This window comes from Escherichia sp. SCLE84 (assembly GCF_012584495.1).
Taxonomy (GTDB): Bacteria; Pseudomonadota; Gammaproteobacteria; order Enterobacterales; family Enterobacteriaceae; genus ECMA0423.
Genome location: NZ_CP051430.1, coordinates 1,164,200 through 1,187,340 on the forward strand (window position 1 = coordinate 1,164,200; position 23,141 = coordinate 1,187,340).

The 23,141-nt window shown below is 49.8% G+C and carries 19 protein-coding genes and 3 pseudogenes; 5 read left to right on the forward strand and 17 right to left on the reverse strand.

Going from position 1 to position 23,141, the window contains the following annotated elements:
* Positions 1–10: 10 nt before the first annotated feature.
* The 10 genes from HGD79_RS05960 to HGD79_RS06005 form a co-directional block, all read right to left on the reverse strand.
* On the reverse strand, positions 11–232 hold the full coding sequence (locus tag HGD79_RS05960; protein WP_000692312.1) for a DUF987 domain-containing protein: 222 nt from the start codon (positions 230–232) through the stop codon (positions 11–13).
* Between the two features lie 68 nt (positions 233–300).
* On the reverse strand, positions 301–777 hold the full coding sequence (locus HGD79_RS05965; protein WP_001186747.1) for a RadC family protein: 477 nt from the start codon (positions 775–777) through the stop codon (positions 301–303).
* 14 nt (positions 778–791) lie between these two features.
* Positions 792–1,277, reverse strand: a complete 486-nt coding sequence (locus HGD79_RS05970; protein WP_000214317.1) for an antirestriction protein — start codon at positions 1,275–1,277, stop codon at positions 792–794.
* A 90-nt stretch (positions 1,278–1,367) separates the two neighbouring features.
* Positions 1,368–2,189: a DUF932 domain-containing protein gene (locus tag HGD79_RS05975; RefSeq protein WP_106668205.1), complete on the reverse strand. Its 822-nt coding sequence runs from the start codon at positions 2,187–2,189 to the stop codon at positions 1,368–1,370.
* 220 nt (positions 2,190–2,409) lie between these two features.
* Positions 2,410–2,820, reverse strand: coding sequence for a hypothetical protein (locus HGD79_RS05980; protein ID WP_000846713.1), 411 nt, complete (start codon positions 2,818–2,820; stop codon positions 2,410–2,412).
* 15 nt (positions 2,821–2,835) lie between these two features.
* Positions 2,836–3,513 carry a hypothetical protein gene (locus tag HGD79_RS05985; RefSeq protein ID WP_059239983.1) on the reverse strand — a complete coding sequence of 226 codons (678 nt, stop codon included), beginning with the start codon at positions 3,511–3,513 and terminating at the stop codon, positions 2,836–2,838.
* Positions 3,514–3,648: 135 nt separating this feature from the next.
* Positions 3,649–4,719, reverse strand: a complete 1,071-nt coding sequence (locus tag HGD79_RS05990) for a patatin-like phospholipase family protein (RefSeq protein ID WP_059239982.1) — start codon at positions 4,717–4,719, stop codon at positions 3,649–3,651.
* The gene (locus tag HGD79_RS05995; protein ID WP_048943270.1) at positions 4,716–5,621 is read right to left on the reverse strand and encodes a diguanylate cyclase regulator RdcB family protein; all 906 of its coding nucleotides are present in this window, start codon (positions 5,619–5,621) and stop codon (positions 4,716–4,718) included. Before HGD79_RS05995 ends, HGD79_RS05990 begins: the two co-directional genes overlap by 4 nt.
* Complete coding sequence (locus tag HGD79_RS06000; protein ID WP_059239980.1) at positions 5,618–8,014, reverse strand: dynamin family protein; 2,397 nt, start codon at positions 8,012–8,014, stop codon at positions 5,618–5,620. The genes HGD79_RS05995 and HGD79_RS06000 overlap by 4 nt, the downstream gene beginning before the upstream one ends.
* Before the next feature lie 217 nt (positions 8,015–8,231).
* A complete protein-coding gene (locus HGD79_RS06005) occupies positions 8,232–9,104 on the reverse strand; it encodes a GTPase family protein (protein WP_059239978.1) in 873 nt (290 codons plus the stop codon).
* A 263-nt stretch (positions 9,105–9,367) separates the two neighbouring features.
* Between HGD79_RS06005 and HGD79_RS06010 the strand changes: the two genes are divergently transcribed.
* The 3 genes from HGD79_RS06010 to HGD79_RS06020 all read left to right on the forward strand — a co-directional run bounded on the left by HGD79_RS06010 (position 9,368) and on the right by HGD79_RS06020 (position 15,364).
* Positions 9,368–10,924 (forward strand): type I restriction-modification system subunit M, encoded by a 1,557-nt coding sequence (locus tag HGD79_RS06010; protein WP_059239976.1) that lies wholly within the window; start codon positions 9,368–9,370, stop codon positions 10,922–10,924.
* A complete protein-coding gene (locus HGD79_RS06015; RefSeq protein WP_059239974.1) occupies positions 10,921–12,126 on the forward strand; it encodes a restriction endonuclease subunit S in 1,206 nt (401 codons plus the stop codon). Before HGD79_RS06010 ends, HGD79_RS06015 begins: the two co-directional genes overlap by 4 nt.
* A gap of 121 nt (positions 12,127–12,247) precedes the next feature.
* Positions 12,248–15,364, forward strand: a complete 3,117-nt coding sequence (locus tag HGD79_RS06020) for an HsdR family type I site-specific deoxyribonuclease (protein ID WP_168848330.1) — start codon at positions 12,248–12,250, stop codon at positions 15,362–15,364.
* Between the two features lie 160 nt (positions 15,365–15,524).
* On the opposite strand, the gene HGD79_RS06025 is transcribed toward HGD79_RS06020, so the two are convergent.
* Positions 15,525–16,222 (reverse strand): IS1-like element IS1B family transposase gene (locus tag HGD79_RS06025; protein ID WP_095033700.1). Its coding sequence is split into 2 segments (ribosomal slippage): positions 15,525–15,973 and positions 15,973–16,222, totalling 699 coding nucleotides; the frame shifts between segments, so codons are not numbered across the junction.
* Between the two features lie 56 nt (positions 16,223–16,278).
* Positions 16,279–16,680 (reverse strand): annotated as a pseudogene (locus HGD79_RS06030) (helix-turn-helix domain-containing protein); the annotation flags it as partial.
* Positions 16,681–16,747: 67 nt separating this feature from the next.
* Here HGD79_RS06030 and HGD79_RS06035 point away from each other — a divergent pair.
* Positions 16,748–17,641: pseudogene (locus HGD79_RS06035) on the forward strand (IS3 family transposase); the annotation flags it as partial.
* A 277-nt stretch (positions 17,642–17,918) separates the two neighbouring features.
* Here the strand turns inward: HGD79_RS06035 and HGD79_RS06040 are convergent.
* The 3 genes from HGD79_RS06040 to HGD79_RS06045 form a co-directional block, all read right to left on the reverse strand.
* Entirely contained in the window at positions 17,919–19,016 is a 1,098-nt protein-coding gene (locus HGD79_RS06040) for a porin (RefSeq protein ID WP_059252017.1), read from the reverse strand.
* Between the two features lie 135 nt (positions 19,017–19,151).
* Entirely contained in the window at positions 19,152–19,343 is a 192-nt protein-coding gene (locus tag HGD79_RS26955) for a hypothetical protein (protein WP_308017097.1), read from the reverse strand.
* The gene (locus HGD79_RS06045; protein ID WP_065304412.1) at positions 19,325–20,305 is read right to left on the reverse strand and encodes an IS5-like element ISKpn26 family transposase; all 981 of its coding nucleotides are present in this window, start codon (positions 20,303–20,305) and stop codon (positions 19,325–19,327) included. Before HGD79_RS06045 ends, HGD79_RS26955 begins: the two co-directional genes overlap by 19 nt.
* A gap of 249 nt (positions 20,306–20,554) precedes the next feature.
* Here HGD79_RS06045 and HGD79_RS06050 point away from each other — a divergent pair.
* Positions 20,555–20,968, forward strand: a pseudogene (locus HGD79_RS06050) (gluconate permease); the annotation flags it as partial.
* A gap of 49 nt (positions 20,969–21,017) precedes the next feature.
* Here the strand turns inward: HGD79_RS06050 and HGD79_RS06055 are convergent.
* Together HGD79_RS06055 and HGD79_RS06060 are read right to left on the reverse strand one after the other, a co-directional pair.
* The gene (locus tag HGD79_RS06055; protein WP_065304411.1) at positions 21,018–21,713 is read right to left on the reverse strand and encodes a lactate utilization protein C; all 696 of its coding nucleotides are present in this window, start codon (positions 21,711–21,713) and stop codon (positions 21,018–21,020) included.
* Positions 21,706–23,133, reverse strand: a complete 1,428-nt coding sequence (locus tag HGD79_RS06060) for a LutB/LldF family L-lactate oxidation iron-sulfur protein (RefSeq protein ID WP_050019109.1) — start codon at positions 23,131–23,133, stop codon at positions 21,706–21,708. Before HGD79_RS06060 ends, HGD79_RS06055 begins: the two co-directional genes overlap by 8 nt.
* Positions 23,134–23,141: the final 8 nt, after the last annotated feature.

Consider the following 23,141-nt stretch of genomic DNA (forward strand, 5'->3'; position numbering starts at 1 on the left):
ATGCCCTGATTCAGTTCAGTGTGACGCTCATCAGCCGGACATACGGGCCAAAACTGTCCTTACGACGTTCAGCAAACACGGCCAGCACACCGGGAATATCCTGCACTTCACGACCGGTATACGCTTCAGTGCTGCCGTGCCAGCGGTACTTACCGGTACAGAACGGGAAAAGACGGGATGCCGGATGTTGTTGGTGAATACGCATGGCTTCACCACGGGTGATGATTTTCATGGTGTGATACCTCTTAAGACAGAAGATAAAAGTGAAAACAGGTGTGATGTGGTGGTGACGGTGACGGGTTAAAGCAGACCGTGTTCCGCAAAGGAGAAAACCTGGCTGCCACCGACTATCAGATGGTCCGGTACCCGGATATCCACCAGGCCCAGTGCCTGTACCAGACGTTCCGTGATAAGGCGGTCTGCCTTGCTGGGTGTGACTTCACCGGACGGGTGATTGTGTGCCAGCACCACGGCAGCGGCATTGTGGTACAGGGCACGTTTAATCACTTCCCGGGGATGGACTTCCGTGCGGTTGATGGTGCCGGTGAAGAGGGTTTCACCGGCAATCAGCTGATTCTGGTTGTTCAGATACAGCACCCGGAACTCTTCCCGCTCCAGTCCCGCCATGTTCAGAATCAGCCACTCCCGTGCCGCATGCGTGGAGGTGAAGGCCACGCCGGGTTCATGAAGATGGCGGTCCAGGGTTTTCAGGGCCCGCTGAATGAGGCTGCGCTCGCCGGGCGTCATCTCTCCGGGCAGAAAGGAAAGCTGTTGCATTGTTCCGGCCCCTTTCAGTCAATGATGCGCATAATGGCGTTGCATTCCGGATGCTGCAGGGCGTAATCCCGCAGCCGGTAATAATGGACCGTCATGGCATAACACTCCGTACGACAGGCATGATGGCTGTACGTCATCAGACAGGCAGCAATGCCGGCGGCTTCCGGGCTCATTTCAGCGCGGTTACCGTTCATGGCACTGAACAGTACCCATGTTTCGTCATCATCGTCATCCGGTTCGGGTGCCATAAATGCCCCGCCGTTGTTCAGGGTGTACAGATTCCAGATACCACCACAGTAGTCTTCGCACAGACGATCCATCCAGCCGAAGACACGGGGCTCCAGGGTCACCCACTGTGGAATGAGGCCAAAATGCTGCGGCCAGAAGCTGATGCGCTGTTCATCAGGGACGAGGGTGGCAACCAGTTGAGGCGGGTTATTCTCTGATACAGCGGTTACGGAAACAGAAGGTGTGGTGGAATTATGCAAAACGGTTGTCATGAGATTATTCCTTATAAAAAGTAAATGAATGGAAGAAGTCGCGGGGCAGGGACGGACATGAGTCAGAACTGCGCTTTCAGGGAAAAGGCATCAGCGCATACTCTTCAGCAGTGTTTCTGCCATCACCCACAATGCGCGATTGAGCTTAATGTCTGTGTCGATGCTGTGAATGGCACGGGTATGGATACGTTTTCCTCTGGCACTGCGACCGGAAATCCCGCCTTTCAGCATATTCTCCTGGATGGTCTGATAAGCACTCCACAGGTCCTTACCGTAATCCTCCCGGCGTCGCGGTGTCAGAATGTCAGCAGTGGTGACGGGCTGATATTCATCACCATAACGGTAAGTCAGTGCCGCCTGTGCCAGCGCCTGGCGTGCCGGTGGCGGCAGGACCAGCGACTGCATGGCATCACGCTTCTCCTCAATCCGGTCAAAAACCCCCACCACCTCGTAAGCCCCTTCGATAACTTTCTCCACTACGTCTCCCCGGTGTGGAACACGCACTTCCCCCAGAGACTGACCACAGACGCATCCGTTCTGGCAGACGAACCTGAAGTAACCCGGCAGCATCTGGTAGCTGGAGGTACCGTCATGAGAGTTGAGCAGAATAATTTCAGGGACATGTTCTCCGTTTATCTCTCCGGCCCGCCGCAGACGCAGCATGTGTTTTGTGTATCCCCGGCGGCCCGGGTCGCGCACACGGGTCTGGCAGGCGAAGAACGGCTGAAAGCCTTCCCGCTGCAGATTTTCCAGGACGGTAATGGTGGGAATGTACGCATACCGTTCACTGCGGGAGGTGTGCCGGTCTTCCCCAAAAATACTGGGTACATGGCGTATCAGTTCTTCATGTGTCAGCGGACGGTCACGGCGTATCTGGTTTGCAGCATAACCAAAACGACTTGCTAATCGCATACTTTGCTCCTTATCGGTGGTTAAGATTTACTGGTGCAATAAATGAAAAAAGCCGCGTCTCCCGGAGAAGACGCGGCCTGACGGGTGAAATGAATAAGGTTTATTGTCTGAGAGGCCTTTCACTGGCGAGCCACGCATTAAGCGGCTTTCCGGTAACAATGGCTGGGGCTGTATTTACCTTTGATATTAATAATGTGCAGAGAAACGCATGGTTTACTCCTTAGATTTTAAGTTTGTCCTGGGCTACAACGACAGGTTTTCCGGATGTGTCGATGACTCCTACCGTCGGTACGCCATTTTTGATTTCGAAGAACGGTTTGTTGCTACCTGAGCACAGTTGATTGTCCCCGTATTCAATCATTTGTGCTTTCCCGGTTTTCAGGTTAACTACCGAGACAGTGTAGTCGTAGCACCAGGCACCACCACGTTCAAGCACGAAAACATAGCTGTTATCTTTATAGTTGAACTGATTCTTTGTCTGGCAATTCATACCGTCAATTTCGGTACAGGAAAACGCTTCTGTAGTATTAACGTATTTGATGTTATTTGGCAGTTTTACTTGTTTCGCAGTAGCGAAGACAGAGAACAGAATAGTTACAGCAACGAGTAAAGTTTTGATAAAAGTTTTCATGATAGACTCCTTAAATTAGTTAACCGTAGCTACGTATTTCTTAACCAGATAAGCGAATTCATTAACGCCGATATCACCAAACCAAACTAGATAACCTGGGTCGACGTTGTAATAGTAACCTACCACGACATGGGTCTGCGGGTTATAAAGCGTCGTGATGTATTCCCAACCACAAGCATTGCTTTTGCAAGCGGTAGATTCAAGCCAGATTTTGCCGTTGATTTGCACGGGAATAACATCGCCGCCAGGACCATTCATCACGCCATCTTTACCGAATAACCCGTCTAGTCCGACAGGTTTCAACGCTTTATCGATTGCGGCTTTATAAGTAGCGTCGTCGGTATAGAGCGTATTGATATCAGGACACGCACCAGGTTGTTCAGCCCAGGCTTCCGGGTTACAGCTAAGTGCTTGTTTTACACTAGCCGCTTCTGCGTTAAAGTTAAAGCCCGTGAACAGAACCGCCAGAAATAACATAAGGGTATGTAAACGTTTCATTGTAAATATTCTTCCGTTGTAAATGGCGCTGGAAAATTTCTCATCAGTGAAACCTTCCGGAAGTTTCCCCCCCTTGTATGATGTATATCGCCAGTATTTTATTTCATCCCGGCTGTAATTTTTATATTCCCCGGCACGTGCAATAACGCTGACCAGAGATATAAGGCTCATTAATAACTTTACAGGTAATTTCATAATTAAATTTCCAGTGAGTGAATTGACAGGTGAGGGGTAAAACTTTCTCTCAGGTAATATATATATGAAAATATTTTCAATAACACCAGACAGGAAAAACACCACCACAGGCGGTGGCGTTTCTTTGGGGCGTCTTTATTTAATCCGGGCCATCGCGTTTCTCAGTGCCAAATCTGCCTCTTCCGTTATATCCAGGCTTTTCTGCAATACCGCCTCTGACCGGGTCAGTGCCTGACGTGCTGCCAGCGGTTTCCGGATATGCTCCATCGCCAGCATCGTGTCTTCATAGCCCTGCTGACGCCAGGTGTCGGTATGTGCCGATGTGAAACTGAGCAGACCGCCACTGTTGCCACCATCACCTGCATGTTTCAGTCTTTTCCGGGGACGGATCTCAAGGATTGTGGTGTCCGGAAAAGCCTGGCGATCCCATAAAGAACCGTCACTCAGATGTGTCACAATCACCATATTGCATCCGGCATCGACCAGAGGCGTTACAGGAGTATTTCCCTGCATATTTCGCCATCCGCCCATACCACCATCACAGTACATTTTTCCCTGAACTTCACGGGGACGGAACAACAGGGGCAGTGCGGCTGACGCAAGCAGAGCCTCTTTCTGCTGTCCGCGGGGCAGACTCTGGATATGCTGAAAAACGGCGTTTTTCGTGGTTCCGGCACCCAGTTCAGCACGAATGCAGTCAATAATATCCTGCATGCCTCCTTCTGTGGGGTACAGCGACACATACAACGGTAGCCCGTCTGCCAGAGCATCAGTATCAAGATAATGATCCATCAGCGCAGTCAGGGGCCCATCTGACAACAACGGCTGAGTCATCAGATTTTCGAACCCGTTGATTGTCGATATATGGCGAAAAAGCGTCGTAAGCAGTACTCCTGCACGTCCGGGGATCTGGCAGAGGTTCATTGCCTGGAACAATTTTTTCAGCAATGAAAAGTAAACCGATCGGTTTACCGACAGCACCTGATTATTCCCCAGATGCTCCCAGAGCGCCTCCAGGCGTGCGGCAGCTTCTGACAAATCGGGAGAAGCCGCGATAATGGCACCATTGAGAGCCCCGATACTGGCCCCTGAAACCATACTGATCTGTGCCCCACACTCTGCCAGTGCCTTAACCACTCCCGCCTGATAAGCGCCCACCGCCCCGCCGCCGGACAGCACCAGCCCCGTTTTCATTTCTGTACTCATGCAGCCCCCTTCTGAAATATTTCATCGACCATACTTTCAGAGAGACGTTCTGCAGAGCAGAGACGGGGCATGCGAACCGGTAAGTATTCTGCAGCCTGCGTGGTTGACCAGATCACCGGATGCCGCTCTTCACTGCACCAGTCCCCCAGCCAGTTAATCGCTTCATGCCATTCGTTATCTGCCTGCTCCCGGCTCTGACCACCAAGCCAGTCCAGTGTGTTCAGACGCACTGTTGCGCTACCGCCACTCTCCTGTGCCATCTGCGTTAATGCTTTATGTCTGAGAATATCCAGTAACTGGTTAACCTGGCCTGTTTCGCCCTGACGTATCACATCACCAAACGCGCCCCAACGGAGTTCTTCAAGTGCCACATAACAGCGTCCGGCAGGAGAAAATGACGCGTATCGCCCGGCGCTCCACCATGAGAATATCTGCTCAAGATGTAACTGTGCCCGCTGAACCTGGTCAACACGGTGGAGTCTCTCTTCAAGATGATTCAGTTTCTGGTGAACCTGATCGGCCAGGGTGAGTAACTGCTCCCGCGTGTCAGCCGAATAATGCGCCAGCCTAGCAGTATCACTGACCAGTGAACTAACCCTGTCGTTTACCCGGGTAATTGCGTAATTTGTGGTGGCAAGCGACGTTGTCAGCTCCGTCAGCCAGCGCAGGGACGCCTCAACGCCCTGTGCAAGCGAAGCATTGATGGCATTCTGCCGTGCAGCGCCTTCGCCTGTCAGCCCCTCTTTTAAACGCCGGAAGAACGTGCGCTCTCCGGCCGTGCGGATATGCTCCTGTGCAACATCGATACCGTTTGCGAAATCAACCACAAATTTTTCAGGAAGACAGGTGAGTACCTGACATACCCGGTTATCAGCAATTTGTTGAATAAATGGTGAAGTCACAGCATTGTCTCCAGCTCTTCCCTCAGCGCCTTACTGTCAGTAATGAGCTCAGGAACCCTTTCATTTAATGCCTGAAGTCGCCCGGTAAGCCGTTCCTGCGCCTGCTGATCGCGTTTATGATCTTCAGAGCTCTGAATCAGCGTGTTACGCAGCTGTTCAACTTTCTCCCTGAATGCGCAGAAAAAGGCATCGATTTCCTGGCGGACGGGCTGGTTAATATCATGCTCAATGGATGCCTGCAGCTCCCCGAAATATGCCCGGGTCAGTGACATCACTTCCTCTCTGACCTTGTTGATATTGATCACGCTGCGGCTCACATCCACACTGTACTCTTTCCAGCCCCAGTCACTGGTGTTTGCCCATCGACAAAGCGTACCCCAGACACCATCCTGTCGACAGCGACGGGTTACTGTCTCCGTTCTTTCCTCCATAAGCGCGCTCAGATTTGTTTTTACCGCGAGCCGGGTCTGTAACTGGCTGACTGCCGGAAAACTGATTTTTACAGTGAAACCTTCATCCTCCAGGCGGGAATTGATGCGTCCGGCAATATTTTCTGTGGCATACAGTGCCGTACCACGAAAACCTGTTTCAATACCCCTGACGATTTTCTCCAGCTCAGGCCGGAACTGTGCTTCGGCTTCACGGTGCAGGCTGGTCACAGTCGATTCGATTTGCGTCATCAGTTCAAGGGCTTCCCTGCGATCACTGAATTTTATTTCGGGGCTGTCCGGGGCAAAATCTCGTTTCCTGTAATCCTCCCGGCCCGGGTAGTTGATACCGGACCATTGAGAAATCATTCCCCATAATCCGGACCGGGACCTTCGTTGTTCTGCGTCTTCTTCCTCCAGCATTTGCTGTTCTTTGCGTTTACCGGTTCTGAAATAGTCATTCAGCTCCTCTTCCAGTGAGGTGCAGACCCCCGTGAGTAATTCCCGGGTTCTGGCATCGATCTCCTCCATGGCCATTCTGACATCAGCGGTCACCTGCTCCTGACAGTCCGCGATTTCCCGGATATCCGCAAGCAGGCTGGTGATATGCGACTGCAGTGACTGAATGCTTTGCTGTAGCCCCTGATGGCGTAATGACAGATATTCGCTGACATTTTCCGCATTCTGCATCAGTTTTGCGGCGGCAGAATCAACCGCCAGTGCCGCCGCTCTGGAATGGGAGCTCTGTATGACTTCCGTTATCAGTTGATCGATAAGTGAACCTTCCCACAGGTCTGTCGCCCCTTCGGTTGCCATTTCACTGTCTTTACAGACGTATTCTTTTTTCATGCGACCGAAGGCTTCCCTGACAAAATCATCGACCCAGGCTTCATCAACAGGAAGGGTTCCGTTTTTCCGTAACTCATGAAGCGCACGGTTAGCCAGGTACGCCTGACGTGATGAGCCTGGATAAACGCGGGAGGCGGGCAGCACATCACTGTTCAGCATTGCCGGAACTTTCTGGCGTACGGCATCTGCCCCATCGCCATTGCGGTCTTTCTCATCAAATTTATTGACCAGCACAAACAGGCGGCCGGCTGATACGTCAGCAATGGCATTAAGCTCTTTACGGACGTCTTCATCCGCTTTTGAGTTCATCTGGGTGTAATCCATCACCGCCAGCACCGCAGAGGCTTTCTGCAGTTGATCCCGCATCATCACTTCCATCTGCGGTTGTCCGGCCTCATTAGGGCCGGGGGTATCCAGCAGTGTGAGTGTTCCCTGGCATGCATCCATCCCCACCAGATGGCTGAATTCCACGTCGATCACCGGCAGTTTCTGCACTTCTGCGTATTCATCAAAAGGAAACTCACTCCCCATTGCCGCAGCAAGGCGAACCAGATCGTTTAACGATGCCAGTCCGGTAAAGATTTCCTCCTCCCCGTGGTATTCATTTTTGAGCCAGCCATCATTTGCCAGAATATCCAGCAGTTCGCAGGTATCCCCGGTTTGCTGCAGGGTCTGTGCGACTTGCTGTCCTGCCGGGGTGTCGAGTTTTTGTTGCAGTGTGCTTAATAAATTGCGGACGGGCTGAATATGTTCCAGATGGAGGACCGGCTCAGTTTTTCCGGGAACGTGGCGGATGAGCGTCGGTACAGAGGTCATGGGGCGGTTACGGTTAGGCAGAATTTCCTGCCCCACAATGGCGTTGATGGTAGTTGATTTACCTGCTTTCATCGTGCCGACAACAGCCAGCACCATCTCCCTGCGGGCGGTTTTGATTTGTTCGCCCTCCAACTCCTCAATTCTTTTCAGTGCTTTCTGTTTATCAAAAAGCAGTCTGTTTTCGTTCTTACTGTCAGATAACACATCCGGTTCATCAACCATTTGCCGGAGCAGATTAATGTTCAGTTGCAAAAGTCGGTCGGCTTCATCACAAAGCAGGGCGATGTTCTTTTCGTGCATTATTTAACCTTCCTGAGACGCATTTTCATGACAACCACGGAGGAGGTCATTTACCACAAACGATCGTTTATAACGATCGATATGATAGTAACGATCGATTCATTCTATTAACTTGAGAAACACAACGCAAGGGGACAACCCGGGTATGGCTGTGTTTGCATTGTGTTTTCATGGAGTTAAAAATCTGTAACGAGAGTCTGGTGCATCACCACCGGGTTCAGAAGAAAATCCAGTTCCATACCGCGCGGGCAACAGAGACCACGGTGTCACGAACAGCGCGCAGGGCCGTACGGACAACAGAGGCAACACAGACGCTCTCCGCTGTGTCAAATATCCGGTCCACCGCACCGGTAAACTGTTCACGGGCCTGAGACCGGACAGATTCCGTGCGCAGCTCGTCCTGCAGTCGGGTCATCAGGGGACTGGCGGCATGGTCGGGAAGTGCTGTCATGAGCGCACTGACCAGCGTATCCAGTTCCCAGCCGGTGCGGGCCGATACGGCAACAACCGGATGTACGGGCCGGAACAGACGGAATACCGCCTCCGTTTTCTCCCGAATGTTCTGTGCCTGTGCGGGAGAAGGCTGAATGCCGGCCATATCCCATTCATGGCAGGGCTCCGTTTTGTCGGCCTGCGTCACCACAAACAGCACCTGCTGATGTCCCCGGTGCAGGATGTGTCGCCAGAAATACTCATCCACAGACAGGGCACGGTCATCGGTTTTAATCAGCCACAGTACCAGGTCAAGTTCAGGCAGAATGTCACGGTACAGGGCTTCATACTCTGCATCCCTGTCCCGGCTCTCGCCCACCCCGGGCAGGTCAGTGATAACCATGCTGTGACCATGTCCACTCAGACGGAAGCGCCGCACTTCCCGGGTGCCGGCGTGAACATCACTGACCGGGGTGACCTCCCCCTGAAACAGTGCATTACAGAGTGAGGATTTACCGGCCCCGCTTTTACCCATAATGCCAATCACGGGTTCGTGACTGGTGAGTTTGCGCAGATGTTCCAGGATGTGACGGGAAAGTGAGTAAGGCAGGGAAGAAAGTGGTTTTTCAATTGCCTCAATGGCATCAGACGGATTCATACATGTATTCCCGGTGAAAAAAGACAAAACCCCGCGCACCGGAAAGGTGGCGGGGGATTCACGGAGATAATATCTGTCTGAAATTATTTAGAATGCACCTGGTGCACTGCAAAGGAAAGGCAATATTCCGTTCCTCCTCCTTGTCGTGAATACCCCAGGTATCTCACAATGTACACCGACTTACTCCGGGGCTGCCTGAACCACAAGATTGCTGTAGAATTGCCTCCAATGATTCAGGTCCAAACCAGGAAAATGGATTAAAAATGACAAGTATTCAACAACGAGCAGAACTGCACCGCCAGATATGGCAAATTGCCAATGATGTCAGAGGTTCTGTTGACGGATGGGATTTTAAGCAATACGTTCTGGGCGCACTTTTCTACCGCTTCATCAGTGAGAATTTTTCCAGCTATATTGAAGCCGGTGATGACAGTATCTGTTATGCGAAACTGGATGACAGCGTAATTACTGATGACATTAAAGACGATGCCATCAAAACTAAAGGCTACTTCATCTACCCAAGTCAGCTTTTCTGCAACGTAGCGGCGAAAGCAAATACCAATGACAGACTGAATGCAGATTTAAACAGTATCTTCGTTGCTATCGAAAGCTCTGCTTACGGTTACCCTTCAGAAGCTGACATCAAAGGTTTGTTTGCTGATTTCGATACCACCAGTAACCGCCTGGGTAACACCGTTAAGGATAAAAATGCCCGCCTGGCTGCGGTTCTGAAAGGGGTTGAAGGGTTAAAGCTTGGCGACTTTAACGAACATCAGATTGACCTGTTCGGCGATGCCTATGAGTTCCTGATTTCTAACTATGCGGCAAATGCCGGTAAGTCAGGCGGTGAGTTCTTTACACCGCAGCACGTCTCCAGGCTGATTGCACAACTGGCTATGCACGGGCAGACCAGCGTTAACAAAATCTACGACCCGGCAGCGGGTTCCGGCTCACTGTTGTTGCAGGCGAAAAAACAGTTTGATAACCACATCATCGAAGAAGGCTTTTTCGGTCAGGAAATCAACCATACGACCTATAACCTGGCGCGTATGAACATGTTTTTGCACAACATCAACTACGACAAGTTTGATATCAAGCTGGGTAATACACTGACTGAGCCACACTTCAGAGATGAAAAACCGTTTGATGCCATCGTTTCTAACCCGCCGTATTCGGTGAAATGGATTGGCAGCGATGACCCGACGCTGATTAACGATGAACGTTTTGCCCCGGCTGGCGTTCTGGCCCCCAAATCAAAAGCTGACTTCGCCTTTGTACTACATGCGCTGAACTATCTTTCTGCCAAAGGTCGCGCCGCGATTGTCTGCTTCCCGGGTATTTTTTACCGTGGCGGCGCGGAGCAGAAAATCCGTCAGTATCTGGTCGATAATAACTATGTCGAAACCGTGATTTCACTGGCACCGAACCTGTTCTTTGGCACCACCATTGCCGTCAATATTCTGGTGCTGTCTAAACATAAAACGGATACCAAAGTTCAGTTTATTGACGCCAGCGAACTGTTCAAAAAAGAGACTAATAACAACATCCTGACCGATGCTCATATCGAACAGATTATGCAGGTATTTGCCGGCAAGGAAGATGTTGCTCATCTGGCGAAATCTGTCACGTTTGAGACTGTTGTCGCGAATGACTATAACCTGTCGGTGAGCAGCTATGTGGAAGCGAAAGATAACCGCGAAGTGGTGGACATTGCTCAGCTCAACGCCGAGCTGAAATCTACTGTCGCCAGGATTGACCAGCTTCGCAGGGATATTGATGCCATCGTCGCTGAAATTGAAGGCGAGGAGCAGGAGGCATGAGTAGCGTGAACTTCTTGGAAAAGCTGTTGGATGGCGTTGAGGTCGAGTGGAAGACACTTGGGCAAACTTGCAAAATTGAAACAGGAAAGCTTAATGCGAATGCGGCTGTTGATGATGGAGAGTATATGTTCTTCACGACAGCCAAAGAGACAAGCAAAATTGATAAATTCCGCTGGGATACAGAGGCATTGCTGATTGCAGGCAATGCGAATGTTGGTGAGGTGAAGCATTACATCGGCAAGTTTGAGGCTTATCAGCGCACCTATGTTCTGACAAATTTCGACGAAAATGTAAGTGTTAGATTTTTGTATTTTGTGCTTAGCCATAGCCTGAAGAAATATCTCGAGGAAAGAACAAATAGCGCGGCAATGACATATATCGTGCTATCAACCTTAGAGAATTTCCCTATCCCCATCCCCTGCCCAGGCAACCCCCAAAAATCCCTTGCCATCCAGTCTGAAATCGTTCGGATTCTGGACAAATTTACTGCACTTACCGCTGAGCTTACCGCTGAGCTTAACATGCGTAAAAAACAGTATAACTACTATCGCGACCAGTTGTTGAGTTTTAAAGAGGGTGAGGTTGAGTGGAAGACTTTGGGGGAAATTGGAGATTTTACATATGGATATGCAGCCAAAGCCATGGATTCAGGAGATGCCCGTTTCGTGAGAATTACTGACATAAATAAAGACGGGAAGCTATCGAAAGAAAACCCAATGTACGTTGAATTAAATGAGGAAAATGAGAAATATACCTTAGACAAAAATGATTTACTCATGGCAAGAACTGGGGCAACCTTTGGTAAAACAATGATTTTTGAAGAAGATTATCCAGCAGTATACGCTGGTTTTTTAATAAAGTTGAATCTAAATAAAACGATTATTAATGCCAAATATTACTGGCACTTTGCACAAAGTGATTTTTTTTGGGAACAGGCTAATAAATTAGTATCTGGTGGTGGGCAACCACAGTTTAATGCTAATGCACTGAAACAAGTCAGAGTACCTATTCCATACCCATCTCACCCTCAAAAATCTTTAGACGAACAGGGGCGTATTGTGGATATTCTGGATAAGTTTGATGCAATCGCAGCTTCCATCACCGAAGGTCTCCCGCGTGAAATCGAGTTACGTCAAAAACAATACGAATACTATCGTGATTTACTGCTCAGTTTCCCAAAACCTGAAACTGTCAGTAAATAATTGACCATTGCTACCGACCGGGCCTCCTTAACATCCGGTCAGTATATAGACTATTTTTTACGCGCCGGAAGTCACTCTTAACGCCCTTCCGGCTCTTGCCAGGCGGCACAAAGGATGCGCTATGACTCATCAAACACACACCATTGCTGAATCCAATGACTTTATCGTCCTTGATAAGTACATCAAAGCTGAGCCAACAGGCGACAGCTACCAGAGCGAATCGGACCTGGAACGTGAACTGATTCAGGACCTGCGGAATCAGGGTTATGAATTTATTTCCGTAAAATCACAGTCGGCAATGCTGTCTAATGTTCGGGAACAGCTTCAGAGCCTCAATGGTGTGATGTTTAATGACAGCGAGTGGCGGCGTTTCACGGAGCAGTTTCTGGATAATCCGAGCGATGGCATCCTGGATAAAACCCGTAAAATTCATATCGACTACATCTGCGACTTTATTTTTGACGACGGGCGTCTTGAGAACATCTATTTGATAGATAAAAAGAATCTCATGCGCAATAAGGTGCAGATTATCCAGCAGTTTGAACAGACGGGTTCTCATGCTAACCGTTATGACGTCACGATCCTGGTTAATGGCTTGCCTCTGGTGCAAATCGAACTGAAAAAACGCGGCGTGGCGATTCGTGAGGCTTTCAACCAGATACATCGTTACAGTAAAGAGAGTTTTAACAGCGAAAATTCCCTGTTTAAGTATCTGCAACTGTTTGTCATTTCTAACGGCACCGATACCCGTTATTTTGCCAACACAACAAAGCGCGATAAAAACAGTTTTGACTTCACCATGAACTGGGCGAAATCAGACAACACGCTGATTAAAGACCTCAAAGATTTTACCGCTACCTTTTTCCAGAAACATACTCTGCTTAATGTTCTGGTGAACTACAGCGTTTTTGACAGCAGTCAGACGCTACTGGTGATGCGACCGTACCAGATTGCAGCTACCGAACGAATTTTATGGAAAATCAACAGTTCCTATAAAGCGAAAAACTGGTCCACTCCCGAAAGTGGTGGCTTTATCTGGCACACCACCGGTTCCGGTAAAACACTGACCAGCTTTAAAGCCGCGCGTCTGGCAACAGAACTGGACTTTATTGATAAAGTCTTCTTCGTGGTCGACAGAAAAGACCTCGATTACCAGACGATGAAGGAATATCAGCGTTTTTCGCCAGACAGCGTCAACGGCTCGGAAAATACCGCAGGCCTTAAACGAAATCTGGATAAGGACGATAACAAAATTATCGTCACTACTATTCAGAAACTCAATAACCTGATGAAAGCAGAAAGCGACCTGCCTGTATATAATCAGCAAGTGGTGTTTATATTTGATGAATGCCACCGCAGCCAGTTTGGAGAAGCGCAGAAAAATCTGAAGAAGAAATTCAAACGCTATTATCAGTTTGGTTTTACCGGCACCCCTATTTTCCGGGAAAACGCCTTAGGCTCAGAAACAACCGCCAGCGTATTTGGTCGTGAATTGCATTCGTATGTAATTACCGATGCGATTCGTGACGAAAAAGTGCTCAAATTCAAGGTGGACTACAACGATGTGCGGCCACAGTTTAAGTCTTTAGAGACAGAAACTGACGAGAAAAAACTAAGTGCGGCTGAAAATCAGCAGGCGTTTCTTCATCCCATGCGTATTCAGGAAATCACGCAATATATTCTGAATAATTTCCGCCAGAAAACCCACCGTACCTTCCCTGGCTCAAAAGGTTTTAATGCTATGTTGGCAGTGAGCAGCGTGGATGCCGCGAAAGCCTATTATGCGACGTTTGAACGGTTACAAGAAGAAGCCGCTAATAAATCGGCTACCTATAAACCGCTGCGTATTGCGACAATCTTCTCCTTTGCCGCCAATGAAGAACAAAATGCCATTGGTGAAATTTCCGATGAAACTTTTGATACCAGCGCAATGGACAGCAGTGCTAAAGAGTTTCTGGACGCTGCAATTCGTGAATATAACAGCCATTTTAAAACTAACTTTAGCACCGACAATAACGGTTTTCAGAACTACTATCGTGATTTAGCCCAACGGGTTAAAAATCAGGATATCGATCTGTTAATTGTCGTGGGAATGTTTTTAACCGGCTTCGATGCTCCAACATTAAACACGCTATTCGTCGATAAAAACTTGCGTTTTCACGGCCTGATGCAGGCATTCTCCCGCACCAACCGCATTTATGACGCGACTAAAACCTTCGGTAATATTGTCACGTTCCGGGATCTGGAACGCTCAACCATTGATGCCATAACGCTGTTTGGTGACAAAAATACCAAAAATGTGGTTTTAGAAAAGAGTTATGCAGAGTATATGGAAGGCTTTACTGATGCTGCCACTGGTGAAGCTAAACGCGGCTTCATGACAGTAGTTTCAGAACTGGAACAACGGTTCCCTGACCCTGCCAGTATTGAAAGTGAAAAAAAGAAGAAAGACTTCGTTAAACTGTTTGGCGAATACCTGCGTGCCGAGAACATCCTGCAAAACTATGATGAATTTGCCACGCTAAAAGCCCTGCAACAAATCGATCTTAGCGATCCTGTTGCGGTAGAAAAATTCAAAGCAGAACATTATGTGGATGATGAAAAGTTCGCTGAATTGCAAACAATTCGTCTCCCTGCTGATCGCAAGATTCAGGATTATCGTTCTGCCTATAACGATATTCGCGACTGGCAGCGCCGTGAGAAAGAAGCTGAGAAAAAAGAGAAATCAACCACTGACTGGGATGACGTAGTTTTTGAGGTCGATTTGCTGAAGTCTCAGGAAATAAACCTGGATTATATCCTTGGACTGATTTTCGAACACAACAGACAAAATAAAGGCAAGGGCGAAATGATCGAAGAGGTCAAACGCTTAATTCGTTCAAGCCTGGGGAACCGGGCGAAAGAGGGCCTGGTGGTCGATTTTATTCAGCAAACGAACCTGGATGATTTACCAGACAAAGCCAGTATCATTGAGGCATTCTTTACGTTTGCTCAACGCGAACAGCAACGTGAAGCAGAAGCCTTGATCAAAGAAGAAAATCTCAATGAAGAGGCGGCGAAACGCTATATTCGCACATCTTTAAAACGCGAATACGCCACCGAAAATGGCACGGAATTAAACGAGACACTGCCCAGACTCAGTCCTTTAAATCCGCAATATAAAACGAAAAAACAGACTGTTTTTCAAAAAATTAGCGCATTTATTGAAAAATTTAAGGGGGTGGGTGGAAAGATTTAGTAGTAACAAAAGGAACAACTACTGACCGTTTGCCCAACCAACTCAGATAAAATGTCAGCAACGTTATTAAAGGATATTTACCAGGGCAAAGAAATCGTCGTAAAATTATTCAACAAATAATTTAACTGTACTTGCTCAATTTGCAGGTAATGACTCCAACTTATTGATAGTGTTTTATGTTCAGATAATGCCCGATGACTTTGTCATGCAGCTCCACCGATTTTGAGAACGACAGCGACTTCCGTCCCAGCCGTGCCAGGTGCTGCCTCAGATTCAGGTTATGCCGCTCAATTCGCTGCGTATATCGCTTGCTGATTACGTGCAGCTTTCCCTTCAGGCGGGATTCATACAGCGGCCAGCCATCCGTCATCCATATCACCACGTCAAAGGGTGACAGCAGGCTCATAAGACGCCCCAGCGTCGCCATAGTGCGTTCACCGAATACGTGCGCAACAACCGTCTTCCGGAGCCTGTCATACGCGTAAAACAGCCAGCGCTGGCGCGATTTAGCCCCGACATAGCCCCACTGTTCGTCCATTTCCGCGCAGACGATGACGTCACTGCCCGGCTGTATGCGCGAGGTTACCGACTGCGGCCTGAGTTTTTTAAATGGCGGAAAATCGTGTTGAGGCCAACGCCCATAATGCGGGCGGTTGCCCGGCATCCAACGCCATTCATGGCCATATCAATGATTTTCTGGTGCGTACCGGGTTGAGAAGCGGTGTAAGTGAACTGCAGTTGCCATGTTTTACGGCAGTGAGAGCAGAGATAGCGCTGATGTCCGGCAGTGCTTTTGCCGTTACGCACCACCCCGTCAGTAGCTGAACAGGAGGGGCAGCTGATAGAAACAGAAGCCACAGGAGCACCTCAAAAACACCATCATACACTAAATCAGTAAGTTGGCAGCATCACCCAAGCTTTCGCAATGGTAAATTTTGATCCAGTAAGCACGGTTTTGGCCTTTTCGCCATTCTGTTGGCTCGGTTATTAGCATCAACAGCTTTGTAATAGCGTCTGCCCCGATTACGCTGAACTTCACGTGAGATCGTCGAAGGACTGCGATTCAGCGCAGTAGCTATCGCACGAATGCTCATTTTGGCTGACAAACCAGCTCGTATCTCCTCGCGCTCAGACAGTGTCAGGTGAGCTATAGCCCGCTTACGCTCATGGGGTTTTATGCCGCCAGTATCCCTTAACATAGTGAAGATCGTTCCGGGTTTTGAACCCAGGATATTCGCTATTTCACTGAAGCCTGTTCCGTTCTTCCATAGTTCAAAAACAGAGGCTTTTTCCTCTGCTGTAAATGTTCGTCTCATTCAAAAAACCTCCGCAACCCCATGTTTTCACATAACTGTTGCGTTGACCAATTGAATCTACAGCGGCGTACTTCGCAAAGCTGTCCGACTGAGGTACGCCTTTATCCGTGACAACTCCTGTTGCTGGCCTGTTCGCCTGCTCTGTCGGGTGCTGGATGTTCATCCCAGTGGTTTTTACGCCTGGCTTCAGCAGCCGCATTCACAACGCCATCAGGCAGACCTGAGACTGACAGGACAGATTAAACAGTTCTGGCTGGAATCGGGATGCGTCTATGGTTATCGCAAAATCCATCTGGATCTGCGTGACAGCGGGCAACAGTGCGGAGTAAACAGAGTCTGGAGACTGATGAAACGTGTCGGAATAAAGGCTCAGGTCGGATACCGAAGCCCGCGGGCACGTAAAGGCGAGGCCAGTATCGTGTCACCCAACAGGCTCCAGCGACAGTTCAATCCGGATGCTCCTGATGAGCGTTGGGTAACGGACATAACCTACATCAGGACCCACGAAGGCTGGCTGTATCTTGCCGTTGTTGTTGATCTGTTCTCACGCAAAATTATCGGCTGGTCCATGCAATCCCGGATGACAAAGGACATTGTCCTGAACGCACTGCTGATGGCTGTATGGCGGCGTAATCCCGAAAAACAGGTGCTGGTTCATTCGGATCAGGGCAGTCAGTACACAAGCCATGAGTGGCAGTCGTTCCTGAAATCACACGGCCTGGAGGGTAGCATGAGCCGTCGCGGTAACTGCCATGATAATGCGGTTGCAGAAAGTTTTTTCCAGTTGTTGAAACGTGAACGGATAAAGAAAAAGATCTACGGAACGCGGGAAGAAGCCCGCAGTGATATTTTTGATTACATCGAAATGTTTTATAACAGTAAGCGTCGGCATGGTTCCAGCGAACAGATGTCACCGACAGAATATGAAAACCAGTATTATCAACGGCTCGGAAGTGTCTAGATTATCCGTGGCGATTCAGGGTTACCTGATGATGAAGTCTCTTGATCAGGAGATCTGATCAAGAGACAGAGCCTAGCAGAGAGTTTTCTGTGCACAAAAAATGGGCGCAATAAAGCGCCCAAACAACAGAGTTTTAAAATAAATAAAATGGTAATAAATAACATGAAGTTAAATTAAGAAGAGGCAATTTAATTGCCTCTTCAACGGTAGCATGAGGGTGCTACCTATATGCGGGCAGTGACATCACTCCCTTCCCACATATTCTCACCTACCAAAATTAGAATTGGTAGGTCATACCAACAGCAACGATGTCATCAGTGCTTACACCGAGTGTTTTAGTGAAGTCATTTTTGTCAAGCAGGTTGATTTTGTAATCAACGAAAGTAGACATATTTTTGTTGAAGTAATAGGTTGCACCTACATCAACATATTTGACTAAGTCCTGATCGCCCCATACTCCAAGATCCTTACCTTTAGATTGCAGGTAAGCAACGGACGGACGCAGACCGAAATCGAACTGATATTGTGCAACAGCTTCGAAGTTTTGGGCTTTATTAGCAACGAAGTGATCAGCAAATACAGTCATATTCTGGGTTTCAGAATAGGTAGTGGCCAGGTAAATGTTGTTAGCGTCATATTTCAGACCTGCGGCCCAAACTTCTGCATTTTTACCGGAAGCAAATACTTCAGGAAGAACTTTCCCTGCATTAACTTGAGTGTCGGTACGATCAGATTTCGCATAAGTTGCACCGATACCGAATCCTTCGTATTCATAGGTAGCAGAGAAACCGAAGCCATCACCGTTACCTTCAGTGTAGTTATCGAAATCGCTACGATCGTTTTTGCCTTGGTACTGAGCAGCAAAGTTCAGACCATCAACCAGACCAAAGAAGTCGTTGTTACGATAGGTTGCAACACCAGTTGCACGTTGAGTCATGAACACGTCGGTTTGAGTCCAAGTGTCACCACCGAATTCTGGCAGGACGTCAGTCCACGCACCGATGTCGTATGCTACACCGTAGTTACGGCCGTAATCGATGGAGCCGTAGTCACCGAATTTCAGGCCAGCGAAGGCAAGACGGGTTTTATCTTTGGAGGAACCTTGAGATTCAGCGCGGTTGCCTTTGAATTCATATTCCCACTGACCGAAACCAGTCAGTTGATCGTTGATTTGGGTTTCACCTTTGAAGCCAAGACGGGCATAAGTAGTATCACCATCATCTGCATCATTAGAGGAGAAGTAGTGCTTAGCATTAACTTTTCCGTACAGATCGAGTTTATTACTGTCTTTGTTATAGATTTCTGCAGCTTGAGCAGACGTTGCCATCAGAACAGATACTGCAACCGCAGAGAGTGCCACTGTAATTTTTTTCATTTTTTTTGCCTTTTAAGTTGAACTTTTCAATAGAAAAGAAGTCACTGCGAGCTAATGTTTATCTTTTATGAATCTACTTTTCAAGTTTGCACATCTATATAGAGATATTATTTGTGATCAAGGTCACAAATAATATCACCATAAAATTAATGGATTATTAGGGAAGGTGCGAATAAGCAGGTCATTTCTTCCCAAGCTGACTCGCTGATTAAAATTTCGCGGATCTGGGCCGATTTTTTTCCCGCAAACACATCGAATCGGCCTATTTAGGCTATTTTTTCCACCATTTCTGGCGTTATTTCCGGTTTTTACTGAGATCTCTCCCACTGACGTATCATTTGGTCCACCCGAAACAGGTTGGCCAGGGTGAATAACATCGCCAGTTGGTTATCGTTTTTCAGCAGCCCCTTGTATCTGGCTTTCACGAAGCCGAACTGCCGCTTGATGATGCGAAACGGGTGCTCCACCCTGGCACGGATGCTGGCTTTCATGTATTCGATGTTGATGGCCGTTTTGTTCTTGCGCGGATTCTGCTTCAAGGTTTTTACCTTGCCGGGACGCTCGGCGATCAGCCAGTCCACATCCACCTCGGCCAGCTCCTCGCGCTGTGGCGCTCCTTGGTAGCCGGCATCGGCTGAGACAAATTGCTCCTCTCCATGAAGCAGATTACCCAGCTGATTGAGGTCATGCTCGTTGGCCGCGGTGGTGACCAGGCTGTGGGTCAGGCCACTCTTGGCATCGACACCAATGTGGGCCTTCATGCCAAAGTGCCACTGATTGCCTTTCTTGGTCTGATGCATCTCCGGATCGCGTTGCTGCTCTTTGTTCCTGGTAGAGCTGGGTGCCTCAATGATGGTGGCATCGACCAAGGTGCCTTGAGTCATCATGACGCCTGCTTCGGCCAGCCAGCGATTGATGGTCTTGAACAATTGGCGGGCCAGTTGATGCTGCTCCAGCAGGTGGCGGAAATTCATGATGGTGGTGCGGTCCGGCAGGGCGCTATCCAGGGATAATCGGGCAAACAGGCGCATGGAGGCGATTTCGTACAGGGCATCTTCCATGACACCGTCGCTCAGGTTGTACCAATGCTGCATGCAGTGAATACGCAGCATGGTCTCCAGCGGATAGGGCCGTCGGCCATTGCCCGCCTTGGGATAAAACGGCTCGATGACAGCGGTCATATTCTGCCATGGCAGAATCTGCTCCATGCGGGAGAGGAAAATCTCTTTTCGGGTCTGACGGCGCTTAGTGCTGAATTCACTATCGGCGAAGGTGAGTTGATGGCTCATGATGTCCCTCTGGGATGCGCTCCGGATGAATATGATGATCTCATATCAGGAACTTGTTCGCACCTTCCCAAGAGAACGCAACAGCGCACTTGCTTTGCCACAGTTGAATTTTGTGCCGTAACGATGTGCAAGCATGTAAGCATAAGGAGTCAAGGTATAGCGTGTTACTTAGTTACTCGGATTAACAATCCCAACGTACAGAGCGGCGGATTTAGAGAGTCAGCGCAGTCCCTGCTCCGGCAGTCAGTGGCAGGCGGCGTACTGAAGCAAACCATTATCGATACCGGCATCGGCGATACCATCGGCATGCTGATGTCACACGGCAATATTTCTCCCTACATCATGGCGTGGTTGATAACCGTGCTGATCCGTCTGGCAACGGGTCAGGGCGTGGTCTCAGCCATGACGGCGGCGGGGATTATTAGCGCAGCAATCCTCGACCCGGCAACCGGTCAACTGGTGGGCGTCGACCCGGCGTTGCTGGTGCTGGCAACAGCGGCTGGCTCCAACACGCTGACCCATATCAACGATGCTTCGTTCTGGCTGTTCAAAGGCTACTTTGATCTGTCGGTGAAGGATACGCTGAAAACCTGGGGTCTGCTGGAGCTGGTAAACTCCGTGGTTGGCCTGATAATCGTGTTGATCATCAGCATGATTGCATAACGTTGATACCGCTCTGGCCCACAGCGCCAGAGCGGTTTTCCATCCTGCCTCAACAATCCTCAATAATCAGATATACCGCCTTCACCGGACCATGCACCCCAACCACCTTGATAAGCTCAATATCCGCCGTCGAGCTGGGTCCACTGATGATATTAATGCACGATGGCATACGCTCACCGGCCTGTGCTTTCTGATGCAGTTTTTCTGCCAGCTGCGCCACGCGCGGCAGGATGGTGCTTTTACGCAGCACGAAAATAGAGGACTCCGGCAACAGGCTCAGGGAGCGCCCGCGCTCCGGTGCGGAAAACAGCACCACGCCGCCGGACTCGGTCAGGCCATATTCGGCATACACCACGCCGACTTTCGCCTGCTCGGCCTGGGTAATATTTTCGCTACCACGCGCCGGATCCCAGACCACGGCGTTGCATTCCTGCTGCAAGCGTTCGGTGATGCCCAGCTCCACCAGCCGGCTGTCGCCGCTCAGCACCACCGGCTGCTGACCCAATTCTTCGCACAGGCGCAGTGTCGCGTCTGCGGCCTGGTCCTCGCTGGTCAGTTCGCAGCGGGCCAGCATCACTTCGCTGGCAAACTGGATAAACGCAGAGCAGCGCTGCTCGGGGCTAAGCTCGGTCAGGCGCTCGTTGGCATAGTTGTTAACCGGTGCGGCATCCGCTTGCGGTTCGAAGCGCAGCGGGCGACCCAGCGCCTGGGCGATGGTGTTTAAAAACGCGGTACGGTTATCCATTCTTTTTCTCCTGCGCCTGATGTTTCTTAAACCAGCTGCGGAAGCTCTCGCCGTCAGCATCAGGCAGATCGCGCGCCTCCATCCAGTCACCAATCGCGCCAACCTTGAGCGGGGTTTTGCCGCCATTGATAAACCAGCTCGCCGCATGCGCGCCCGCCATCATCCCGACTTTCCACAGCCCCGGATGGCTATTGGCATAGGCGAACATCTTGATCGCCCGTCGCTCGGCTTTCGGCGTAATGCCCTCCTCGGCCATCACCCGGCGATGACGCAGGATCAGTTTTGACAACGGAATACGCACCGGGCAGACGCTGTCACAAGCCGTGCACAAAGAACAGGCGTACGGCAGGTCTTTAAAATCTTTATAGCCGCCGAGCAGCGGAGAAATCACCGCGCCGATAGGGCCGGGATAGATAGAGCCATAGCCGTGCCCGCCGATGTGGCGGTACGCCGGACAGGTGTTCATACAGGCTCCGCAGCGGATGCAGCGCAGCACATCGCGAAACTCTGAGCCCAGCACCTGCGAGCGACCGTTATCGACAATCACCAGATGGAACTCTTCCGGTCCGTCAACGTTGTCCGCATCACGCGGGCCGGTCAGCCAGGTGTTGTAGCCCGTCAGACGTGCGCCCACGGCGCTGCGCGCCAGCATGGTAATCAGCACATCCACCTCGGCAAAGGTCGGCGCGATACGCTCCATGCCCATCACCGCAATGTGCGTTTTCGGTAGCGTGGTGCACATGCGCGCGTTGCCTTCGTTGGTCACCAGACACACCGAGCCGGTTTCCGCCACGGCAAAGTTACAGCCAGTAATACCGATTTCGGCACTGAGGAAATCCTCGCGGATCTTCTGACGAATGAACAAGGTCATAGCTTCCGGGGTTTCCGGGCCGTCGTACCCCAGACGTTCGTTCAGCACGCGGCGGATCTGGTAGCGATCTTTATGAATCGCCGGAACCACGACGTGCGAAGGCGGATCCTGATCCAACTGCAGGATATATTCCCCGAGATCGGTTTCGATCACCTGGATTCCGGCATCCTGCAACACATGGTTGACGCCGATTTCTTCGGTCACCATCGACTTGGACTTCACCACCTTCTGCGCATTTTTACTCTGCGCGACCTGCAAAATGTAGCGAGTGGCATCTTCTTTGGTTTTGGCGAAATAGACGTGTCCGCCGTTTTCCGTCACTTTCTCGGAGAGTTGGTACAGGTAAGCGTCGAGGTTGCTCAGAACGTGATCGCGGATCTGGCTGGCACGATCGCGCCATTCTTCCCAGTGGCCTAACTCATCGACCATTTTTTGCCGATTCGCGCCGATACGCTCCTGCGCATTAGCCACGGCTTTGCGCATAATCGGATCTTCTATCTGCTGACGAATACGCAGTTTAAATTCTACATCGCTGGTTTTTATCGACATCTCTTTCC